The sequence below is a fragment of the Halomonas sp. PA16-9 genome (assembly GCF_009728585.1).
Lineage (GTDB): Bacteria > Pseudomonadota > Gammaproteobacteria > Pseudomonadales > Halomonadaceae > Vreelandella > Vreelandella titanicae.
On record NZ_CP040452.1, the window covers coordinates 1,156,193 to 1,172,744 of the forward strand.

Genomic DNA, 16,552 nt, shown 5'->3' on the forward strand with positions numbered 1-16,552 from the left:
TGGGTGAACTCACCCGACGTTGATTTCCCGTTATGGTACCTATCAATTTATGAAAGCACAGCAAGGCATACCTTCAGGCTTACCCGCTGCACGCTATTATCGCGCTAATGACCCGCAATGGCACTGGTTAGAAGAGCGCGATGACCCACAGGTCAGTGCCTTTTTAGAGGCCGCCAACCAGCAACAAGCCGATTGGTTTGCCCCGCTTGCCCCGCTGGAGGAAGCGTTATACCAGAGCCACCTGGCGCGCCGCGAATTAGCCGTGACCAGCCTTAAGACAACGCTTGACCACTTCACGTTCTGGAACGAAACCAGTGCCGAGGATGATTACCCCTGCTGGTGGCGCCACCCCAATCGCCAGCCTGAACAACAGGAATGTTTTTTTGACGTTAGAGCCCGTGCCGCCGAGCACGACTTTTACGACATGGGCGATATGGCGCTGTCACCCGATGAGCAGTGGTTGGCCTGGACAGAAGATACTCAAGGCGACGAGCGTTTTACTCTGTGGCTGAAAGCGCTGCCTAACGGAACGCCCGTGCAACTATTAAGCGATATTGGTGCGGGGCTTTGCTGGGCAGAAGATCAAACTGCCTCCACGGCGACGCTGCTGTTCACGCGGTTTGACGACACTCAGCGCCCTGATAGCGTTTGGCGGCTTGCGCTTTCGCTGATGGAGCCTGACGCTTCAAATGAGCCAGTATTGGTGCTACGGGAAGAGGATCCTGAGTTTTGGCTCGGTATTGGCAAAACGCGCTCGCGGTCGTGGCTGCTGCTAGAAAGCGGCTCAAAAGACACCAGTGAAATTCACCTATTGGCCGCTCACTCTCCTGATTCAGCCCCGCTGTGTATTCAGCAGCGCCAGGCGGGGGTTGAATACAGCATTGATCACCGACCAGGCAGCTTTTACCGCCTGCATAACCAGGCAGGTGCTCACTTCCAGCTCGACTTTCTGCCCGAAAGTCAGCTTGGTCAGCCCCAATTGAATTGGCAAACGTTAATCACCCACCGTGAAGAAGCCACCCTGGAAGGCGTTGATGCGTTCTCTTGGGGACTGATGCTGGCTGAGCGCGACCATGCCCAGGCGCAAGTGCGTTTGCGGCGTTTACTGTTTGATGCCCAGCACAGCTGCACCCTAGATGAGACCCTGGCACTGCCTGAACAACCCTGCTCGCAAATGCTGGAAGATGCGCCGCACTTCGATACTCAGGTAGTGCGCCTGCGCGAAGAGTCGTTTACCCAGCCGCCCAGCTGGTTTTCACTCGATCTAACCAGCGGCGAGCGAACGCTGCTGAAGCGGGTACCTGTTTACGGCAATTTACAGCCGGAACAGCTAATCAGTCGCCGCCTTTGGGCCACCAGCAGCGACGGTGAGCAAGTGCCCGTATCGGTGGTGATGCGCGCCGACTTGGCGGATCAGCCCTTACCCACGCTGCTGTATGGCTACGGCGCTTACGGTGAGGCTCTCGACCCCTGGTTCTCGATCGCCCGGCTGGAACTGCTTGAGCGCGGTGCGGCCTTTGCCGTTGCTCATGTGCGTGGCGGCGGCGAGCGCGGCGAACCCTGGTATTTAAACGGCAAGATGGCCCACAAAGAGAATAGCTTTGACGATTTCCTGGCCGCCCGGGAAGCGCTTGTGGAGCAAGGTGTCAGTGATGCACAGCGCGTAGCGGCCTATGGCGCCAGCGCTGGCGGGCTGCTGGTCGGCACCTGCATTAATCGTGCCCCGGAAAAGTTTTGCGCCGCTCTGCTAGACGTGCCCTTCTTAGACGTGCTGCGCACGATGCAGAACCCGGAGCTGCCTCTGACGACCGCGGAGTACAGCGAGTGGGGCAACCCTGAAGAACCAGAGGTCGCCGAGCGAATAGCCGCTTACTCACCTATCGATAACATTAAAGCGCAGATATACCCTGCACTATGGATTGAGGGCAGTTGGTTCGACACCCGTGTCAGCTACTGGGAGCCCGCCAAGTTTTATGCCCAGGTGACACAGCAGCAGCTGGGTTCAGCGCCGATTTTGATGCGTACCGATATGAGCAGCGGCCACGGCGGCGCATCCGGTCGATTCAAAGCGTGGCGCGATACCGCCCGCCAAGACGCGTTTATTCTCTGGGCGCTGGGACTGCACTCGCAAGCATCTTCAACTGCTGAGTAAAGTGCTCGAAGGGAACTACATCGGCAGCACGGCAATAATATGCGACTCCAATTGCTGCTCGGGCACCTCATCTTGGGACACCGCAAAGCTGCGTACGCTGACGCCTTTGCGGTGAACCCGCTCGGCATCATTGCTTAACAGCGGATGCCAACCCGCCAACTTGCGCCCTTCAGCCACCCGCCGATAACCACAGCTCTGCGGCAGCCAGGTGAACTCTTTAACCAAGGCAGGCGTCAGTTGGGTGCAGTCGGGAACGGTTTCAAAGCGGTTCGCATAATCGCTGCACTGGCAACTGTGAATATCCAGCAAGCGACAAGCAACGTTCAGTACTGCTAACTCCTGAGTATCCTCGTCGTGCAACTTTAGCAGGCAGCACTGCCCACAGCCATCGCATAACGCTTCCCACTCCAGGGGCGTCAACTCTTCGAGGGTAAAGCGCTCCCAAAAACGTTCGCGCATTGCGGTCTCCATCGTCTCCTGGCTCATTATTACGAAAAACTCATTATGATGGGGGTGTATCTTGGTGGCTTAATTCAGCCAATAGTTCGGGCCATAGGGTCTGGAAATCGGCCTCTAACGCTTGATAATCGTCGTACAGCCAAGGCACTAAAGCAGCCAACTGATTGGGGCCAGACAAACGCCGCCCAATCCCGGCAACGGCCCGGCAGGTAAACGCAAAATCAGCATAGCCTCTTAGCCAGTCCTGCTCGACGAGAATCGGCATCATACCGGCCAGCCGGTTCGGCGCGGTACGAGCGGAGAGCAGTCGATAACAGCGCTCAACAATTGCTTCTTGATCCGCCTGCCCTGCCGTATCACGGGCCAGGAAATGATCCCACACCATATCCAGGGCTATCCCCGCATAGCGCCGCTGCCCTGTTGGCGCACGCCGCCGTGCATTAACAACGCTAGGGTGGTTATCTACCCAGGCATCTACCCGACGGTGATGGCGAATGCCCAGTGCAGTAGCAGCAGGCCAATCGGCCAAATTGCGCCCCTTAACGCCATCGGCAATTAAATTGCCGTAGAGGAAATCATCGCTACCAGCGCTCACCAACCACGCATGGGCAAGAAAATTCATAGCCGGATGGCGCTACTGTTCGTCAGAACGGGCATCAGAGCGCGAAGCCACATGGGCACGATGCACGTCGAGCAAATAAGCCTCTTTGGGTGGCGGCATTTGCAGGTAGAACCCTTTGTCTTTAATCCCTTCCACCACGTCTGCCGCATTAACCCGTGACAATTTTTTGTCTGCGGTCAACAGCATGGTAAACACCGGTACAGGCTTGCCGAAGGTTTCAAGTAATTGCGCAGGGACGTCTGCAAATCCTTGACGCTTATCGACATATAAATACATTTCATCTTTACGCGAGCTTTTAAAAACCTCGCAAATCAGCTTGTCGCTCATTATGCTCGCTCCTCAAGGGCCTGGGCCAACGCGCCGTTCAGACATTCGCCACGCCAACCGGTCGGCCAGGTGAGAGGTTCCCCTGCCAAGTCCTGCATCACCAGTGTTTCAATATCACGGCGGCGCATGAGCATTTCCGGTGCCACACCCAAGTCATTAGCTTTAGCGGTTACCGCCTTCTTGAGTGCTTTAAAGCGTGATTTGAACGTCGGGTGCATGGGGTCTGGCCAACGCTTGGGCAGCGCTTCTTCATCACAGTGCTGAGCCTGTTTGACCATTGCCAGCAGTGCGTCGCCCTCTTTTTTGATCAGCATCGGTTTAACGCCTTCCACCTCAGCGAGCTCGAAGCGATTACTGGGCATCTTTTCGGCGATCGCAAATAGCAGCTTGTCGCTAATCAACCAGTTGCGCGGCAAGTCACGACGGCGTGTCTCGCCTTCACGCCAGGTGGTCATTAGCCGATACGCTTCCATTTGCCGGGGCGTCAAGCGCCACAATTGGCGTTGACGGGTATACCACTGCTGGTCGTTATCGACGCTGCGGCCCGCCTGTTCAATTAAGCTAGCACACTCAGCGTCTACCCATTCACGCCGCCCCAACATGGCGAGTTTTTCAGCCTGGAGCGTCCAGACTTTTAACAAATAGATCACATCCAGAGCAGCGTACTGGCACTGCGCAGGCGACAGCGGGCGTAATAGCCAGTTTGAGCGGGTCTCTTCCTTAGGCAGGGTTTCGCCGACCCAAAATTCGACCAGCTTTTGATACCCCATTCCAGGATTTTCGCCTAAAAATCCTTGTACTACCTGAGTATCGATTAACGGTTCCGGCAATACACCTGCCCAGTGCTGGAAGACTTCTAGATCTTCGCTGCAGGCGTGCAGTAACTTGATAGCACTATTTTGCAGCAGGGCTCGGAATTTATCAGTACACGGGACGGCTACCGGATCAATCAGATAAGCCTCTTCCCCCGCGGTGAATTGAACCAACGCCGGCACTGGAAAGAACGTGTTCTCTCGGAAAAACTCGGTATCCAGAGCAATTACAGAAGCATCGGCTACTTGCTCACACGCTGCATCAAGCGCCTCTGGAGTATCAAGCCATTGATAAGAGGGGGTCAGAGAGGACAAAAGCATTCTTCCAGGTTGGCGCAAATACTAAAGCATTTGCGTTTTAGGTAGGCTTATTCACTGGCAAACGGCAAGCGACCATTAAATGCACGGCTCAAAGTGCCGCCATCTACGTACTCCAGCTCTCCACCCATGGGAACGCCATAGGCAAGCCGCGAGAGTTTGACACCGTGTTCTGCTAGTAGCGAAGCAATATAATGGGCGGTCGCTTCACCTTCGATGGTGGGGTTAGTCGCCAACACCACCTCTTCGATGAGCCCTTCTGCAACACGCGCTTCCAGTAAGTCTAAACCGATCGACTCAGGCCCCACGCCATCTAGCGGCGAAAGGTGCCCGTGGAGCACAAAATAGCGCCCCTTAAAACCACCGGCTTCTTCAATCGCCAATTGATCGGCAGGCGACTCCACCACGCAAAGTAGTGCATCATCGCGCCGCGGGCTTTCACACAGCATGCAGATCTCTGCTTCAGTGAGCGTGCGGCAGCGCTGGCAGTATCCAACTTCATCGATCGCTTGTTGAATAACCGCCGCCAGACGCTGCCCTCCAGGACGCTCACGCTCAAGCAAATGCATCGCCATGCGCTGAGCTGTTTTGGGCCCAACGCCTGGCAATACGCGAAACGCATCCATTAACTGCTCAACGAGAGGAGAAAAACGCATTGCTTAGAACGGCATCTTAAAGCCGGGCGGAAGGTTCAAACCTGCCGTCGCTTCTTCCATTTTCTGTTTAGAACTGACCTCCAATTTGCGCACTGCGTCATTGACCGCCGCGGCTAGCAAATCTTCCAGCAACTCTTTGTCCTCTTCCATGACGCTGGGGTCAATGGTCACGTTTGAAACGTCATGGCGACCGTTCATGGTGACCTTGACCATACCGGCACCCGCCTCACCCTGGACTTCGGCTTTGGCGACCTCTTCCTGGGCTTGCTGCATTTTTTCCTGCATCTCTTGGGCTTGCTTCATTAAGTTGCCCATTCCACCTTTAAGCATGGTCTGATCTCCAACATACGTAGTTAAAAGGTATAGCTAAAACGAGTGTTTCTATCACGCGTCTAGAAAATGAGCTTAGCGCATAGCGTCGGCAGGCTTTACGCTGGATTCTATCAGCTTTGCCCCAAACGCCTGCTGTAACTTTTGTACATGGGGGTCGTGATTGAGTAGATCAACCGCCTGGGCATGACGCTCTTTATTAAGACGCTCTTCACGCTGCCGTGGCGTCTCAAGGCTATTAGACAACTCGGCAACGTAAAACGCTATTCGCCTTGGCATGCCCTGCTCTTTTAGCGCCCGCTCAATGCGGGTTTGATGCACTTCCGCCTGCATGGCCTCTTGGCTGGGGTCGAGGCGCAGCGTCAGCAGCGTACCGTCGTCACTCTCGACCAGGCAGTTGCCCGCCAAGTTACGGGTTAAGCCGCCCAAGCCAAGAGAATCAAAGCACTGCAACCACTGCGCATTATCCAGCTTGCCGGACTGAATATCCGGCCGGCTTTCTGGAAAGGCTTCTGGCGGGGTTTCTGACAGGGCTTCTGGAACGACCTCTGGTTCAGCTTCTGGCGCTGCAGCCGTTAAGGGCCCCACCGTTTGTGGCTCGGCATCGGGTGAAGGCGCTGAGGCTGGCACTGGCTCAGTAACAGGCTTGGGCTCAGTAACAAGTTCTGATTCAGACATAGCCTCTGGCTCAGGGGCTTGCTGGGGAGCTTCCACCTCAGCCGCTTGCGTATCCGCCTCGACTGCCCAAGGCGGTGGCTCTTGCAGCGGAGGCTCCTCTTCAGCGGCAGGCGCTGTCTGCTCAGGGCTTGGCTCTAATGGCGTTTCAGGCTGAGCGTCTGGTGTGGAATGAACTTCTGGCTTTGCATCAACTGCTGGCGAGGGCTGCGGCGCCGGTGATGGCGTCTCTGCTACTTGGGCACTCGTTTCGGTCGCTGCCGATTGAGAAGGCTCGCGGCGAAGCGGTAGCGGGGTACGCGGCGGTTTCGGTACACCCTGAGGGCGAAATGCCAACATACGCAGCAACGTCATCTCTAACGCGCTGCGCAGATCAGGAGCGTGCACCATGTCCCCACGCCCCTGAATACCAATTTGGTAATAGAGCTGAATGTCTTCAGCAGTGAAGCGGCTTGCTAGCTGCAGGATAGCGTCACGATCACCGTGGCTGTTATCCACGGCATCCGGCACCATCTGCGCCACTGCCAAGCGGTGCAGTATGCTCGATAGCTCATCCAACACCGCGGCAAAGTCCGGGCCTTGCTCGGCTAATTCGGCCACTTCGGAGAGCAGGCGCTGTACATCCACATCGGCCAGAGACTCTGCCAGCCCAAGAATATGGCGATGATCCAAGGTACCCAGCATGGCGGCCACATCCGCATGGCGAACGGCCCCCTGGCCAAACGCAATAGCCTGGTCGGTGAGGCTCATGGCATCGCGCATTGAGCCTTCCGCCGCCTTACCCAATAGCCACAAGGCGCTTTCATCAAAAGCGACGCCCTCTTCACCCAACACATAGGTGAGATGCTCCACCACGCGCTCTGGTGGCATATGTTTGAGGGTAAATTGAAGACAGCGTGAAAGTACCGTCGGCGGCAGTTTTTGCGGGTCGGTGGTCGCCAACAGAAATTTAACGTGAGGGGGAGGCTCTTCCAGCGTTTTCAGCAGCGCATTGAAACTGCTGGTGGAAAGCATGTGCACCTCATCGATCAGGTACACCTTATAACGCCCTTGGGTAGGCGCATACTGGACATTGTCCAGCAGTTCCCGGGTATCTTCTACTTTGGTTCTTGACGCCGCATCGACCTCAATAAGATCAACAAAGCGCCCTTCATCAATTGCCTGACAGCTATCGCACTGCCCACACGGTGTAGAGGTAATGCCCTCATCACCACGCCCGTTAGCCGTGCAGTTCAAACACTTGGCAAGAATACGCGCCAAGGTGGTTTTGCCCACACCGCGAGTCCCCGTAAACAGGTAGGCATGATGCAAACGACCCTGATCCAGGGCATTGACCAAGGCGCGTTGAACATGGGCCTGGCCCACGAGTTCGTGGAATGTGCGAGGCCGCCACTTACGGGCCAGAACCTGATAACTCATGAAGCTGTACTTCCTTCGGCGGGCTGACTTGCCCCACGCTGTAGCCAGCGCGGGGCAAAGGCCACGATGCATAACAAAGACGATGCGAGAACAAACGCCATTCTAACGGTTGCACCGCAGCCCGCCAACCGCCTGAATAAAGCGGGCTATTTTAGACAACGCCTAGGCGTTATCACCACCTTCCGCCGCACCAGCACGCTCAGCAGCGGCTTTTACTAGCTTTTCCAGCTCGCCACTTTGATGCATCTCAACCACGATGTCGCAACCACCCACCAGCTCGCCTTCTACCCACAGTTGTGGGAAGGTCGGCCAGTTAGCAATTTTGGGCAGCTCGGCGCGAATATCCGGATTATCCAGAACGTTAACGAACGCAAAACGCTCGCCACAGCTCATAAGCGCTTGGACGGTCTGGGCAGAAAACCCACACTGAGGCAGTTGGGGCGAACCTTTCATGTAAATCAGGATCGGATTTTCGCTAATTTGACGCTGAATGTTTTCGGCAGTTGTGCTCATACTATTTCCTCGCTTATTGATGACCGATGCCCTCTCACTCATCTACTAGGCTTAGCCCTTGAACCAGATCCTTGAACCTGATTCTAAAACCTAGCCCTTGTAATGGGTACTTGAGACTAGTACTTAAGAAATCGTACTTAGAATAGTACTGAGTAGAGCGCTCGGCTTTAACGTGTATATGGCATTCTACCGCATGCCGTTCGCGTTGCGCATCCCCTGCAGCATAGCTAGGATAGTGTTTTTGCGCGAGAGAAGCCCTTATGGCGACACGCCATTTCCTGACCTTGCTAGATTTGACCCCAGATGAGCTGGACTATTTGATCCAGCGTGCCATTACGATCAAAACTAATCTAAAAGCCCAAGGTCCTGTTTACACACCCTTCCCCAACCGTACCCTGGCGATGATCTTTGAAAAATCATCGACGCGTACACGGGTTTCGTTTGAAACGGGAATGGCACAGTTTGGCGGCCATGCACTCTTTCTCTCCCCCCGCGATACTCAGCTGGGTCGTGGCGAACCAATTGAAGACACCGCTCGCGTACTGTCTGAAATGGTCGATGCGGTGATGATTCGCACCTTCTCCCACGCTGGCTGGAAACCTACGCCAGCGCCAGCAGCGTACCGGTGATTAACGCCTTAAGCGATGACTACCACCCCTGCCAGCTACTTGCCGACGTGATGACCTGGACTGAGCTACGCGGCAGCGTAAAGGGACGCACAGCAGTGTGGATTGGTGATGGTAACAACATGTGCCACTCCTGGATCAATGCCGCTCGCCAATTCGGTTTCCATCTGCGCATTTGCTGCCCGAAAGGCTACGAGCCCCGAGCCGATATTATGGCGGCCGCTGGCGATCAAGTAACGCTGCTGCACGACCCTCAGGAAGCGGTAAAGCACGTCGACCTGATCACCACCGACGTTTGGGCCTCCATGGGCCAAGAGGAGGAGCAGGCGAAACGTGAAGCCGACTTCGCAGGTTTCCAAGTTACTGAAGCCATGCTCGATCAGGCAGACCAAGACGTCCTCTTCCTGCACTGCCTGCCTGCCCATCGCGGAGAAGAGATCAGCCACACGCTGCTCGACGACCCACGTGCCGTGGTTTGGCAGGAAGCAGGCAACCGCCTGCATGCACAAAAAGCGTTGATCGAGTTTTTGCTTCTGGGTAAGGTCACTGAATAAACGATTTACTGCAAACAAAAAAAGCCTCGTTTAAACAACGAGGCTTTTTTCTAATATTGGGTGAAATTTTTGTTGGTGGCGAGGGCCAGCGGGATCGAACCGCTGACCTCAACACTGCCAGTGTTGCGCTCTCCAGCTGAGCTAAGGCCCCACGTGCTGTCTTTCCAACAGCGAGGCGGATACTACGGTGAACATTTACCGCGGTCAAGTTTTTACATCAGCAGCGGACAACTAATTCTCCTTTGTCGTTAGCTGTGGCACTCTATATGCACATATAGTTAACAAGATAGAGTAGTGTCCAAGGCCAACGCCTGAGTCCATGATGTTTCCAAGCAGGAGCCTGTCCATTGATCAGTGTACTTATCGCCGATGATCATCACCTAGTAAGAACTAGCATTGCTCACCTGCTAAATGAAGAGTGTGACATTAAAATTGTGGGCGAGGTCGACGATGGCGAAAGTGCAGTAACACAGTGTCGCCATTTAAAACCCGACATCGTGTTGATGGATATTCGCATGCCGGGCATAGGCGGGCTCGAAGCCACTCGACGCATTCACCGCAACATGGAAGACGTGAAGGTCTTGATCTTGACCGCGCATATGGAAGACAGCGTGCTGCGCCGCATGCTTGAAGCAGGTGCTTCAGGCTTTTTAAGCAAAGGTGCAGATGCGATAGAAATGACCGATGCCATTCGCCAAGTGTTTCATGGCCGCCGCTATGTCAGTCAGGAAATTGCCCAACGCCTGGCGCTTTCGCACTTCACCGAGGAAGATAATCCGTTTAGCCACCTCTCCCACCGTGAGCTACAGATTGCCCTGATGATCGTTAACTGCCAGCGAGTGCAAGATATCTCCGATCGCCTGCACTTAAGCCCTAAAACGGTAAACACCTATCGTTACCGACTCTTTGATAAACTACAGGTTGCCACCGACGTCGAGCTTACTCACTTAGCGCTCCGTCACGGGCTGGTCGAGGGTTTGACGCCACCCAAATATAACCCCTATCTTCCCTGCTGTTATCGGGTACCGACACGCTAATATGACCTTTGATTCAAAACAGTTCTTGAGCTCGGTAAGCTCCTCTCCAGGGGTTTACCGCATGCTCGACGAGCAAAGCAATACGCTCTATGTGGGCAAAGCCAAGCGCTTAAAGGCACGCCTAGCCAGCTATTTCCGTGGTCAACTGAATACCAAAACCCAGGCCATGGTGGGGCGTATCGCCGACGTTCAGGTCACCGTCACCCGCACGGAAACTGAAGCCCTTCTGCTCGAACAGACGCTGATCAAACAATTGCGTCCGCCTTATAACATTTTACTGCGCGACGATAAGTCCTACCCGTTTGTCTTTGTCACCGACCGCCACCCTTACCCGGCACTTGAGTATAAGCGCGCCCGTCAGCGCAGCGACGATGGTCGCTACCTAGGCCCCTACCCTAGCAGCGGAGCCGTGCGTGAAAGCTTGGCGCTGATGCAAAAGATATTTCATATTCGCAACTGCGAGGACAGCGTCTTTGCCCATCGCTCACGCCCCTGCTTGCAGTATCAGATTCATCGCTGTAGCGCTCCCTGCGTCGACTATATCTCCGCCGAAGACTACCGGCGCGACCTCGAACACGCAGTGATGTGCCTGGAAGGCAAAAGTGAGAGTGTTACTCAAGAACTGATGGAGGCGATGGAAAAGGCCAGCCAGGCACTCAACTTCGAGGAGGCCGCCCGTCTTCGCGACCAGGTTCAGCAACTGCGCCAGCTTCAGCAACGCCAGTTTGTCGACACCGGCGGCGGTGATGCGGATATTTTCGCCCTCGCCCAGCGCCCCGGTGCACTGGGCGTTTCGGTGTTGAGCGTGCGCGATGGTCGCCTGCTGGGGGCGCGTCATCACACGCCGAAAAACGATCTGGATCTACCGCTTGAAACGCTGCTCACCGAAGTAGTCAGCCAATACTATTTCGGTCAACCGCACAACGTGCCCAGCGAAGTGATTACCAGCCACCCGTTAGACGACAGCGAGCTGATTGCCGAAGCGCTGACCCAACAGGCGGGCAAGCGCATTCGCGTTACCAGCCAAGTGCGCGGCCACCGCGCCCAGTGGCAACAGCTCGCCATTACCAACGCTGAGCAGCAGCTAGCCTCTCAACTGGCCAACCAAACCCAGCTCACTCAACGCTTTACCGCCCTGCAGAAAGCGCTGGACTTAGCGGACACACCGCAACGCCTGGAGTGTTTCGACATCAGCCATAGCCACGGCGAGGCGACCGTTGCCTCCTGCGTGGTGTTTGATCACCAAGGCCCACGCAAAAGCGATTACCGCCATTTCCGCATTGAAGGGGTAGCCGCCGGTGATGACTACGCTGCCATGCAGCAGGCCCTAACCCGACGCCTTAAGCGCGTGAAAAGCGGTGAAGCAGTCGCCCCTGACATCCTGATCGTCGACGGTGGCAAGGGCCAGCTCAATATGGCCCGCGAGGTGTTTAAAGAACTCGACATCGTCAACATCATTCTATTGGGTGTCGCCAAAGGCACCACGCGTAAGGCGGGGCTTGAAAGCCTGTTTGTGGAAACAGCGGACAATCCGCTAGATTTGGACCCTGCCTCCCCCGCCCTACACTTGATCCAGCATATTCGTGATGAATCACACCGTTTTGCCATTGCTGGCCACCGCGCTCAGCGCGATAAAGCGCGACGCACTTCAACCCTACAAGATATCCCCGGCATTGGCCCCAAACGTCGACGGGAATTACTGCGCTTTTTCGGCGGCCTGCAGGGCGTGCAAAAGGCCAGCCGCGATGAACTCGCTCGCGTACCGGGCATTAATGCGTCGTTAGCCGAGAGTATTTACCGAGCACTCAACGGATAAACGCCCGTTTGGCATGGATGCCATCGGCCAAGGGGGATAGAATGAGGCCAGACACTTCGAATCCTCTGATTTTCCGGCAAGGATCGCTCTCTGCGATGAATATACCCAACATACTGACACTGGCGAGAATCGCCTTTATTCCGCTGCTAGTGGTGCTGTTTTATCTACCCTTCAGTTGGAGCATGCCCGTGGCGGCCGGTCTATTTGGTCTGGCCTCCATTACCGACTGGCTGGATGGCTATTTAGCGCGACGCTGGAATCAGTCAACGCCTTTTGGCGCTTTTTTAGACCCAGTGGCTGACAAACTCATGGTGGTCGTCGCCCTAGCGCTATTGATCGAGCGTTACGACACCCTGGTGCTGACGCTCCCTGCGCTGGTGATTATCGGCCGGGAAATTGTCATTTCGGCGCTGCGTGAGTGGATGGCTGAAATGGGCAAACGCGGCATGGTGGCGGTTTCTTGGATAGGCAAGCTTAAAACCACTCTGCAAATGGTGTCACTGCTGATCTTGCTGGCGCTTCCACCGACGCACGAATTTGCGCTGTTAGGCGTTGTAGTACTATATACCGCCGCTATCCTAACGCTGTGGTCGATGATTCAGTACCTAAAAGCCGCCTGGCCGCATCTTAGCCGCTCCATGTAAGCTGCTGATAAGTAAATAAGGAACACACGCTAATTCATTGATTGACAACGCGGTGGCGATCCGTATAATTCGCCCTCGAGTCGAGCGGGAATAGCTCAGTGGTAGAGCATCGCCTTGCCAAGGCGAGGGTCGGGAGTTCGAATCTCCTTTCCCGCTCCATTTTGGATGTGTGGTATTGAAGGCTAGGGTCGTGAGCTGGTGCGCCAGTCCGATCGAATCTACTTTCCCGCTCCAACGACTTTTGAGGCTGGATGGCAGAGTGGTTATGCAGCGGACTGCAACTCCGTGTACGCCGGTTCGATTCCGACTCCAGCCTCCATCTTTGTGTAGCAGTGGTGTTTTAAGCAGAACGAAACAGCATTGCGATGTGATTTTTTGTGATGTATAGCCCGGATGGCGAAATCGGTAGACGCAAGAGACTTAAAATCTCTCGGGGGCAACCCCGTGCCGGTTCAAGTCCGGCTCCGGGCACCATTTCTGTTTTTTTACTTCCCCTCCATCTTTTCTTCTTCAGTCATTTATTTCCTGTATCGGTTTTCTTTACGCGGCCTTTTACCGCGCCTATTCGCGTACTTGAACATCGCGCAATTGTCTCCCCGAATATCACTCATTTCTTAAGCCGAAGCATCGCTAAACGCTAATCGCCGCGCTATGATGCCTGCCTTCTAACTTTTCGCGCTCGACGAAGCTAGTGACGTTTAGGGTTTGCAATATTTCGATCAGTATCAAGAGGGAGCGGGCACCATGAGCACGCCAACATCCGATGTACTTATCATTGGCGGCGGCGTCGCTGGGCTCACCCTTGCCTTGGAGGTGGCTGATCACAGGTCAGTGACGCTGGTTCGCCCTGCACAAGATGATCAAGGCGCCAGCCGCTGGGCTCAAGGCGGCATTGCCGCCGTGCTCTCGCCGGATGACGACCTCGACGCGCATATCAATGACACCTTGGTGGCTGGCGATGGGCTATGCGATATCGAGGCCGTTCGCTTTACCGTTACCCATGGGCCCGCTGCTATTCAGTGGCTGATTGATAAGGGCGTTCCCTTTACACCCGAGCACGACCCTGCCGCACGCTACCCATATCATCTAACCCGAGAAGGCGGCCACAACGCACGGCGGATCATACATGCTGACGACGCCACCGGCCGCGCCGTGGTGGATACTCTTATAGACAAAGTAGCGCAGCACCCCAACATCACCCAGCGCAACGATTTAACGGTGGTTGGCCTGCTACAAGATCCCCAAGGTGCCTGCCGCGGCGCCTATGGCAGCGATACTAACCACCAGTGGCACTCGCTCACTGCGCGCCATACTGTATTGGCCACTGGCGGCGCAAGCGGCCTTTACCGCCACACCACTACGCCCGCTCCCAGTAGCGGCGAAGGCATGATGATGGCTGCAGAGCTGGGTGCTCGGTTAATGAATCTAGAGTTTCAACAGTTTCATCCAACCTGTCTGTTTGACCCCGAAGGCCCGGCGTTTTTGATAAGTGAGGCGGTTCGTGGTGAAGGCGGACATCTGCTCAATGAGGCGGGAGAGCGTTTCATGCTGGCGCTGGATAAGCGTGCGGAGCTAGCCCCGCGGGATGTCGTCGCCCGCGCCATTGATGCCGAAATACAGTGCAGCGCTCTGGGCCACGTGTGGTTGGATATTCGCCATTTAGGTGAAAAGGCAATTCGCCACCACTTCCCCACTATTCTGGCGCACTGTGCCTGCCGGGGATTGATATCACCCAGCAGGCTATCCCCGTGGTGCCTGCCGCCCATTATAGCTGCGGCGGTGTCGCCACCAACTTGCAAGGCGCCACGAACGTTGCCAACCTCTATGCCATCGGTGAAACCGCCTGCACGGGGCTGCATGGCGCCAACCGTATGGCCAGCAACTCGCTGTTAGAGTGCTTGGTATTTGCCCGCAGCTGTGCACAAGCGCTGTTAGCCGATGTGGAACAGCACGGCCAAACGACCAGCGGTAGCGGATTTCCCCCCCCGGCGCAGGCTGCGGCGACTGTCTTACCCAAGGCAGTACTCAGCGATATACGCCAACAAATGCGCACCACCATGAGCCAGCATGTCTCCATTGTGCGCAGCGCCACCGGGCTAAGTACTGCCCTGACGCACTTGAAGTCACTGCTAAACAGTGTGGAAGAGATTCAGGGGGCCCTAACAGCCCCGGAAGGCAAACGCCTGCACCAGACCCTACAGTTAGCACTATTGACTGTTCTCGCCGCTCAGCAGCGGCATGAGTCACGCGGACTGCATTACTCCACCGACTGGCCTAGCCGGCAGCCTGAAGCCGTTGCTTCTTCGCTTGCGATGAACGACTTAACAGACGCGTTAGCAACAAACCGCTAGCGGCCCGGACGATGAAAGAGCTTGCGCGCCTCACGCAAGCTTTGTTGAGGCGCGCTATCAGGCCAGAGCCAAACCCGCTGCTTACCCACATAAAGCCCTATTAACCAGGGCCCTAGATAGTCACAGCGTACTCGATCCGTATCGCCCAGAGCCTCATTTCGCGTGAGAGCCCCCTCTTCAGGCTGCGACTCGCGCAGCCAACGACCTTGAACTTGTGGCGCCGTCGACGTCAGCGAGAGCACGCCTTTGGGTTGACGAAGATAGCCGCGCCATCCAAGGACAACGCCTAACACCGTTATCGCCACCGCCGCTGGCATGCCCCTACCCAATAGCTCAGCGCCACAATGCCGATCAACAATCCACATTGGGCTAGTAGCCAATACTTAGAGGGTACGATAGGCAGAATTATCGGTGGTTTCAGCATGTTCAACGATCATTTGTACGATACGCCGCTGGCTAGGCTCCTCGGGCCACTCTCGGTGCATCAGCCAGACAAAAAGATCCTGATCCTCGCCTTCAATGAGCTGCTGGTAGGCCAGTTGATCCGCTTCGCCAAGATGGTCAAAACGCTGTTCAAGAAATGGAATAAGCAGCAGGTCAAGCTCCCACATACCGCGCCGGGAGTGCCAGTAAAGCCGTTTGCGCAAAATGGCTGCTGGGGAATTATCGTCGTTCAACGTCAGCCGCTCCAGTTATATAAATGAAAGGCCAGTATACCTAAGCTGTGGGGTCGCGCCAGCGCCCTCCATCGCCTATGCTATTAAAGAGTGTAGAACCTTGTTTTATCTGAATTGTTTTATACTGAATTGCGCAGTATGCTGAATTTGATGTTAGCGAGGTCGAGAGCGCGTCACGGCCTTCAATGTTCGCAGGGAGCCAACCGATGACTAAATCTGAATTAATCGAACAAATTGCGATGCGTCAGCCGGAGTTATCCGCCAAAGATGTTGAAACGGCGGTGCGTATTATCCTGGACGACATGACGGATTCTCTAGCTAGCGGCGGTCGCGTTGAAATCCGTGGTTTCGGCAGTTTTTCACTGCACTATCGGGAGCCGCGGGTAGGGCGCAATCCAAAAACAGGCGATGCAGTCGATCTGGAAGGTAAGTATGTGCCGCACTTCAAGCCTGGCAAGGAGCTACGCGAGCAGGTAGACGCTAGTCGAGCACTAGGCTACTAAAACGCGACTATTAATTTCTGTGGGATGACGTCGCTGCTTGAGTCGTACACAATAGCGCTAC

General features: G+C 55.4%; 15 protein-coding genes, 4 tRNA genes and 2 pseudogenes. 10 read left to right on the top strand and 11 right to left on the bottom strand.

Annotated elements, in window-relative coordinates; genetic code table 11:
- The first annotated feature begins 49 nt into the window (after nt 1–49).
- Entirely contained in the window at nt 50–2,152 is a 2,103-nt protein-coding gene (locus tag FDY98_RS21665) for a S9 family peptidase (protein WP_035537981.1), read from the top strand.
- A gap of 15 nt (nt 2,153–2,167) precedes the next feature.
- Here the strand turns inward: FDY98_RS21665 and FDY98_RS21670 are convergent, their stop codons facing one another.
- The 8 genes from FDY98_RS21670 to grxD all read right to left on the bottom strand — a co-directional run bounded on the left by FDY98_RS21670 (nt 2,168) and on the right by grxD (nt 8,283).
- Nucleotides 2,168–2,623 carry a YcgN family cysteine cluster protein gene (locus FDY98_RS21670; protein WP_027958449.1) on the bottom strand — a complete coding sequence of 152 codons (456 nt, stop codon included), beginning with the start codon at nt 2,621–2,623 and terminating at the stop codon, nt 2,168–2,170.
- A 31-nt stretch (nt 2,624–2,654) separates the two neighbouring features.
- A complete protein-coding gene (locus tag FDY98_RS21675; protein ID WP_009288012.1) occupies nt 2,655–3,233 on the bottom strand; it encodes an acyl carrier protein phosphodiesterase in 579 nt (192 codons plus the stop codon).
- A 12-nt stretch (nt 3,234–3,245) separates the two neighbouring features.
- Nucleotides 3,246–3,560 (bottom strand): YcgL domain-containing protein, encoded by a 315-nt coding sequence (locus tag FDY98_RS21680; RefSeq protein WP_022522914.1) that lies wholly within the window; start codon nt 3,558–3,560, stop codon nt 3,246–3,248.
- Nucleotides 3,560–4,693 (bottom strand): ribonuclease D, encoded by a 1,134-nt coding sequence (gene rnd, locus FDY98_RS21685; protein WP_035537978.1) that lies wholly within the window; start codon nt 4,691–4,693, stop codon nt 3,560–3,562. Before rnd ends, FDY98_RS21680 begins: the two co-directional genes overlap by 1 nt.
- A gap of 47 nt (nt 4,694–4,740) precedes the next feature.
- Nucleotides 4,741–5,346 (bottom strand): recombination mediator RecR, encoded by a 606-nt coding sequence (gene recR / locus FDY98_RS21690; RefSeq protein ID WP_009288010.1) that lies wholly within the window; start codon nt 5,344–5,346, stop codon nt 4,741–4,743.
- Nucleotides 5,347–5,349: 3 nt separating this feature from the next.
- Complete coding sequence (locus FDY98_RS21695; protein WP_022522912.1) at nt 5,350–5,676, bottom strand: YbaB/EbfC family nucleoid-associated protein; 327 nt, start codon at nt 5,674–5,676, stop codon at nt 5,350–5,352.
- A 75-nt stretch (nt 5,677–5,751) separates the two neighbouring features.
- On the bottom strand, nt 5,752–7,770 hold the full coding sequence (dnaX, locus tag FDY98_RS21700; protein WP_027958447.1) for a DNA polymerase III subunit gamma/tau: 2,019 nt from the start codon (nt 7,768–7,770) through the stop codon (nt 5,752–5,754).
- Nucleotides 7,771–7,932: 162 nt separating this feature from the next.
- A complete protein-coding gene (grxD, locus tag FDY98_RS21705) occupies nt 7,933–8,283 on the bottom strand; it encodes a Grx4 family monothiol glutaredoxin (protein WP_022522910.1) in 351 nt (116 codons plus the stop codon).
- A 260-nt stretch (nt 8,284–8,543) separates the two neighbouring features.
- Here grxD and argF point away from each other — a divergent pair.
- A pseudogene (gene argF / locus FDY98_RS21710) lies at nt 8,544–9,463 on the top strand (ornithine carbamoyltransferase).
- A gap of 76 nt (nt 9,464–9,539) precedes the next feature.
- On the opposite strand, the gene FDY98_RS21715 reads toward argF, so the two are convergent.
- A tRNA-Ala gene (locus tag FDY98_RS21715) sits at nt 9,540–9,614 on the bottom strand.
- A gap of 196 nt (nt 9,615–9,810) precedes the next feature.
- On the opposite strand from FDY98_RS21715, the gene uvrY reads away from it, so the two are divergent.
- From uvrY to nadB, 7 genes and pseudogenes are all read left to right on the top strand, one after another.
- Complete coding sequence (uvrY, locus tag FDY98_RS21720; protein ID WP_155706176.1) at nt 9,811–10,500, top strand: UvrY/SirA/GacA family response regulator transcription factor; 690 nt, start codon at nt 9,811–9,813, stop codon at nt 10,498–10,500.
- A gap of 1 nt (nt 10,501) precedes the next feature.
- Complete coding sequence (gene uvrC / locus FDY98_RS21725; RefSeq protein ID WP_027958446.1) at nt 10,502–12,316, top strand: excinuclease ABC subunit UvrC; 1,815 nt, start codon at nt 10,502–10,504, stop codon at nt 12,314–12,316.
- Between the two features lie 95 nt (nt 12,317–12,411).
- Nucleotides 12,412–12,960, top strand: a complete 549-nt coding sequence (pgsA, locus tag FDY98_RS21730; RefSeq protein ID WP_027958445.1) for a CDP-diacylglycerol--glycerol-3-phosphate 3-phosphatidyltransferase — start codon at nt 12,412–12,414, stop codon at nt 12,958–12,960.
- Nucleotides 12,961–13,044: 84 nt separating this feature from the next.
- A tRNA-Gly gene (locus FDY98_RS21735) sits at nt 13,045–13,119 on the top strand.
- A gap of 86 nt (nt 13,120–13,205) precedes the next feature.
- Nucleotides 13,206–13,279, top strand: a tRNA-Cys gene (locus FDY98_RS21740).
- A gap of 68 nt (nt 13,280–13,347) precedes the next feature.
- Nucleotides 13,348–13,434, top strand: a tRNA-Leu gene (locus FDY98_RS21745).
- 270 nt (nt 13,435–13,704) lie between these two features.
- Nucleotides 13,705–15,311: pseudogene (gene nadB / locus FDY98_RS21750) on the top strand (L-aspartate oxidase).
- Here nadB and FDY98_RS21755 read toward each other — a convergent pair.
- Nucleotides 15,308–15,676: a hypothetical protein gene (locus tag FDY98_RS21755; protein WP_340146930.1), complete on the bottom strand. Its 369-nt coding sequence runs from the start codon at nt 15,674–15,676 to the stop codon at nt 15,308–15,310. The pseudogene nadB and the gene FDY98_RS21755 overlap by 4 nt on opposite strands.
- An 18-nt stretch (nt 15,677–15,694) precedes the next feature.
- Nucleotides 15,695–15,988, bottom strand: a complete 294-nt coding sequence (locus FDY98_RS21760) for an FAD assembly factor SdhE (protein ID WP_022522904.1) — start codon at nt 15,986–15,988, stop codon at nt 15,695–15,697.
- Between the two features lie 206 nt (nt 15,989–16,194).
- Here FDY98_RS21760 and FDY98_RS21765 point away from each other — a divergent pair, with 206 nt between their 5' ends.
- Nucleotides 16,195–16,491, top strand: coding sequence for an integration host factor subunit beta (locus tag FDY98_RS21765; RefSeq protein ID WP_008959540.1), 297 nt, complete (start codon nt 16,195–16,197; stop codon nt 16,489–16,491).
- Nucleotides 16,492–16,552: the final 61 nt, after the last annotated feature.

Bases quoted from the DNA above. Each gene is read 5' to 3' on its own strand.
- FDY98_RS21670 (WP_027958449.1), bottom strand. From the start codon at position 2,623: ATGGAGACCGCAATGCGCGAACGTTTTTGGGAGCGCTTTACCCTCGAA.
- grxD (WP_022522910.1), bottom strand. From the start codon at position 8,283: ATGAGCACAACTGCCGAAAACATTCAGCGTCAAATTAGCGAAAATCCG.
- dnaX (WP_027958447.1), bottom strand. From the start codon at position 7,770: ATGAGTTATCAGGTTCTGGCCCGTAAGTGGCGGCCTCGCACATTCCAC.
- rnd (WP_035537978.1), bottom strand. From the start codon at position 4,693: ATGCTTTTGTCCTCTCTGACCCCCTCTTATCAATGGCTTGATACTCCA.
- FDY98_RS21695 (WP_022522912.1), bottom strand. From the start codon at position 5,676: ATGCTTAAAGGTGGAATGGGCAACTTAATGAAGCAAGCCCAAGAGATG.
- FDY98_RS21680 (WP_022522914.1), bottom strand. From the start codon at position 3,560: ATGAGCGACAAGCTGATTTGCGAGGTTTTTAAAAGCTCGCGTAAAGAT.
- FDY98_RS21675 (WP_009288012.1), bottom strand. From the start codon at position 3,233: ATGAATTTTCTTGCCCATGCGTGGTTGGTGAGCGCTGGTAGCGATGAT.
- FDY98_RS21665 (WP_035537981.1), top strand. From the start codon at position 50: ATGAAAGCACAGCAAGGCATACCTTCAGGCTTACCCGCTGCACGCTAT.
- recR (WP_009288010.1), bottom strand. From the start codon at position 5,346: ATGCGTTTTTCTCCTCTCGTTGAGCAGTTAATGGATGCGTTTCGCGTA.
- FDY98_RS21765 (WP_008959540.1), top strand. From the start codon at position 16,195: ATGACTAAATCTGAATTAATCGAACAAATTGCGATGCGTCAGCCGGAG.
- pgsA (WP_027958445.1), top strand. From the start codon at position 12,412: ATGAATATACCCAACATACTGACACTGGCGAGAATCGCCTTTATTCCG.
- FDY98_RS21755 (WP_340146930.1), bottom strand. From the start codon at position 15,676: ATGTGGATTGTTGATCGGCATTGTGGCGCTGAGCTATTGGGTAGGGGC.
- uvrC (WP_027958446.1), top strand. From the start codon at position 10,502: ATGACCTTTGATTCAAAACAGTTCTTGAGCTCGGTAAGCTCCTCTCCA.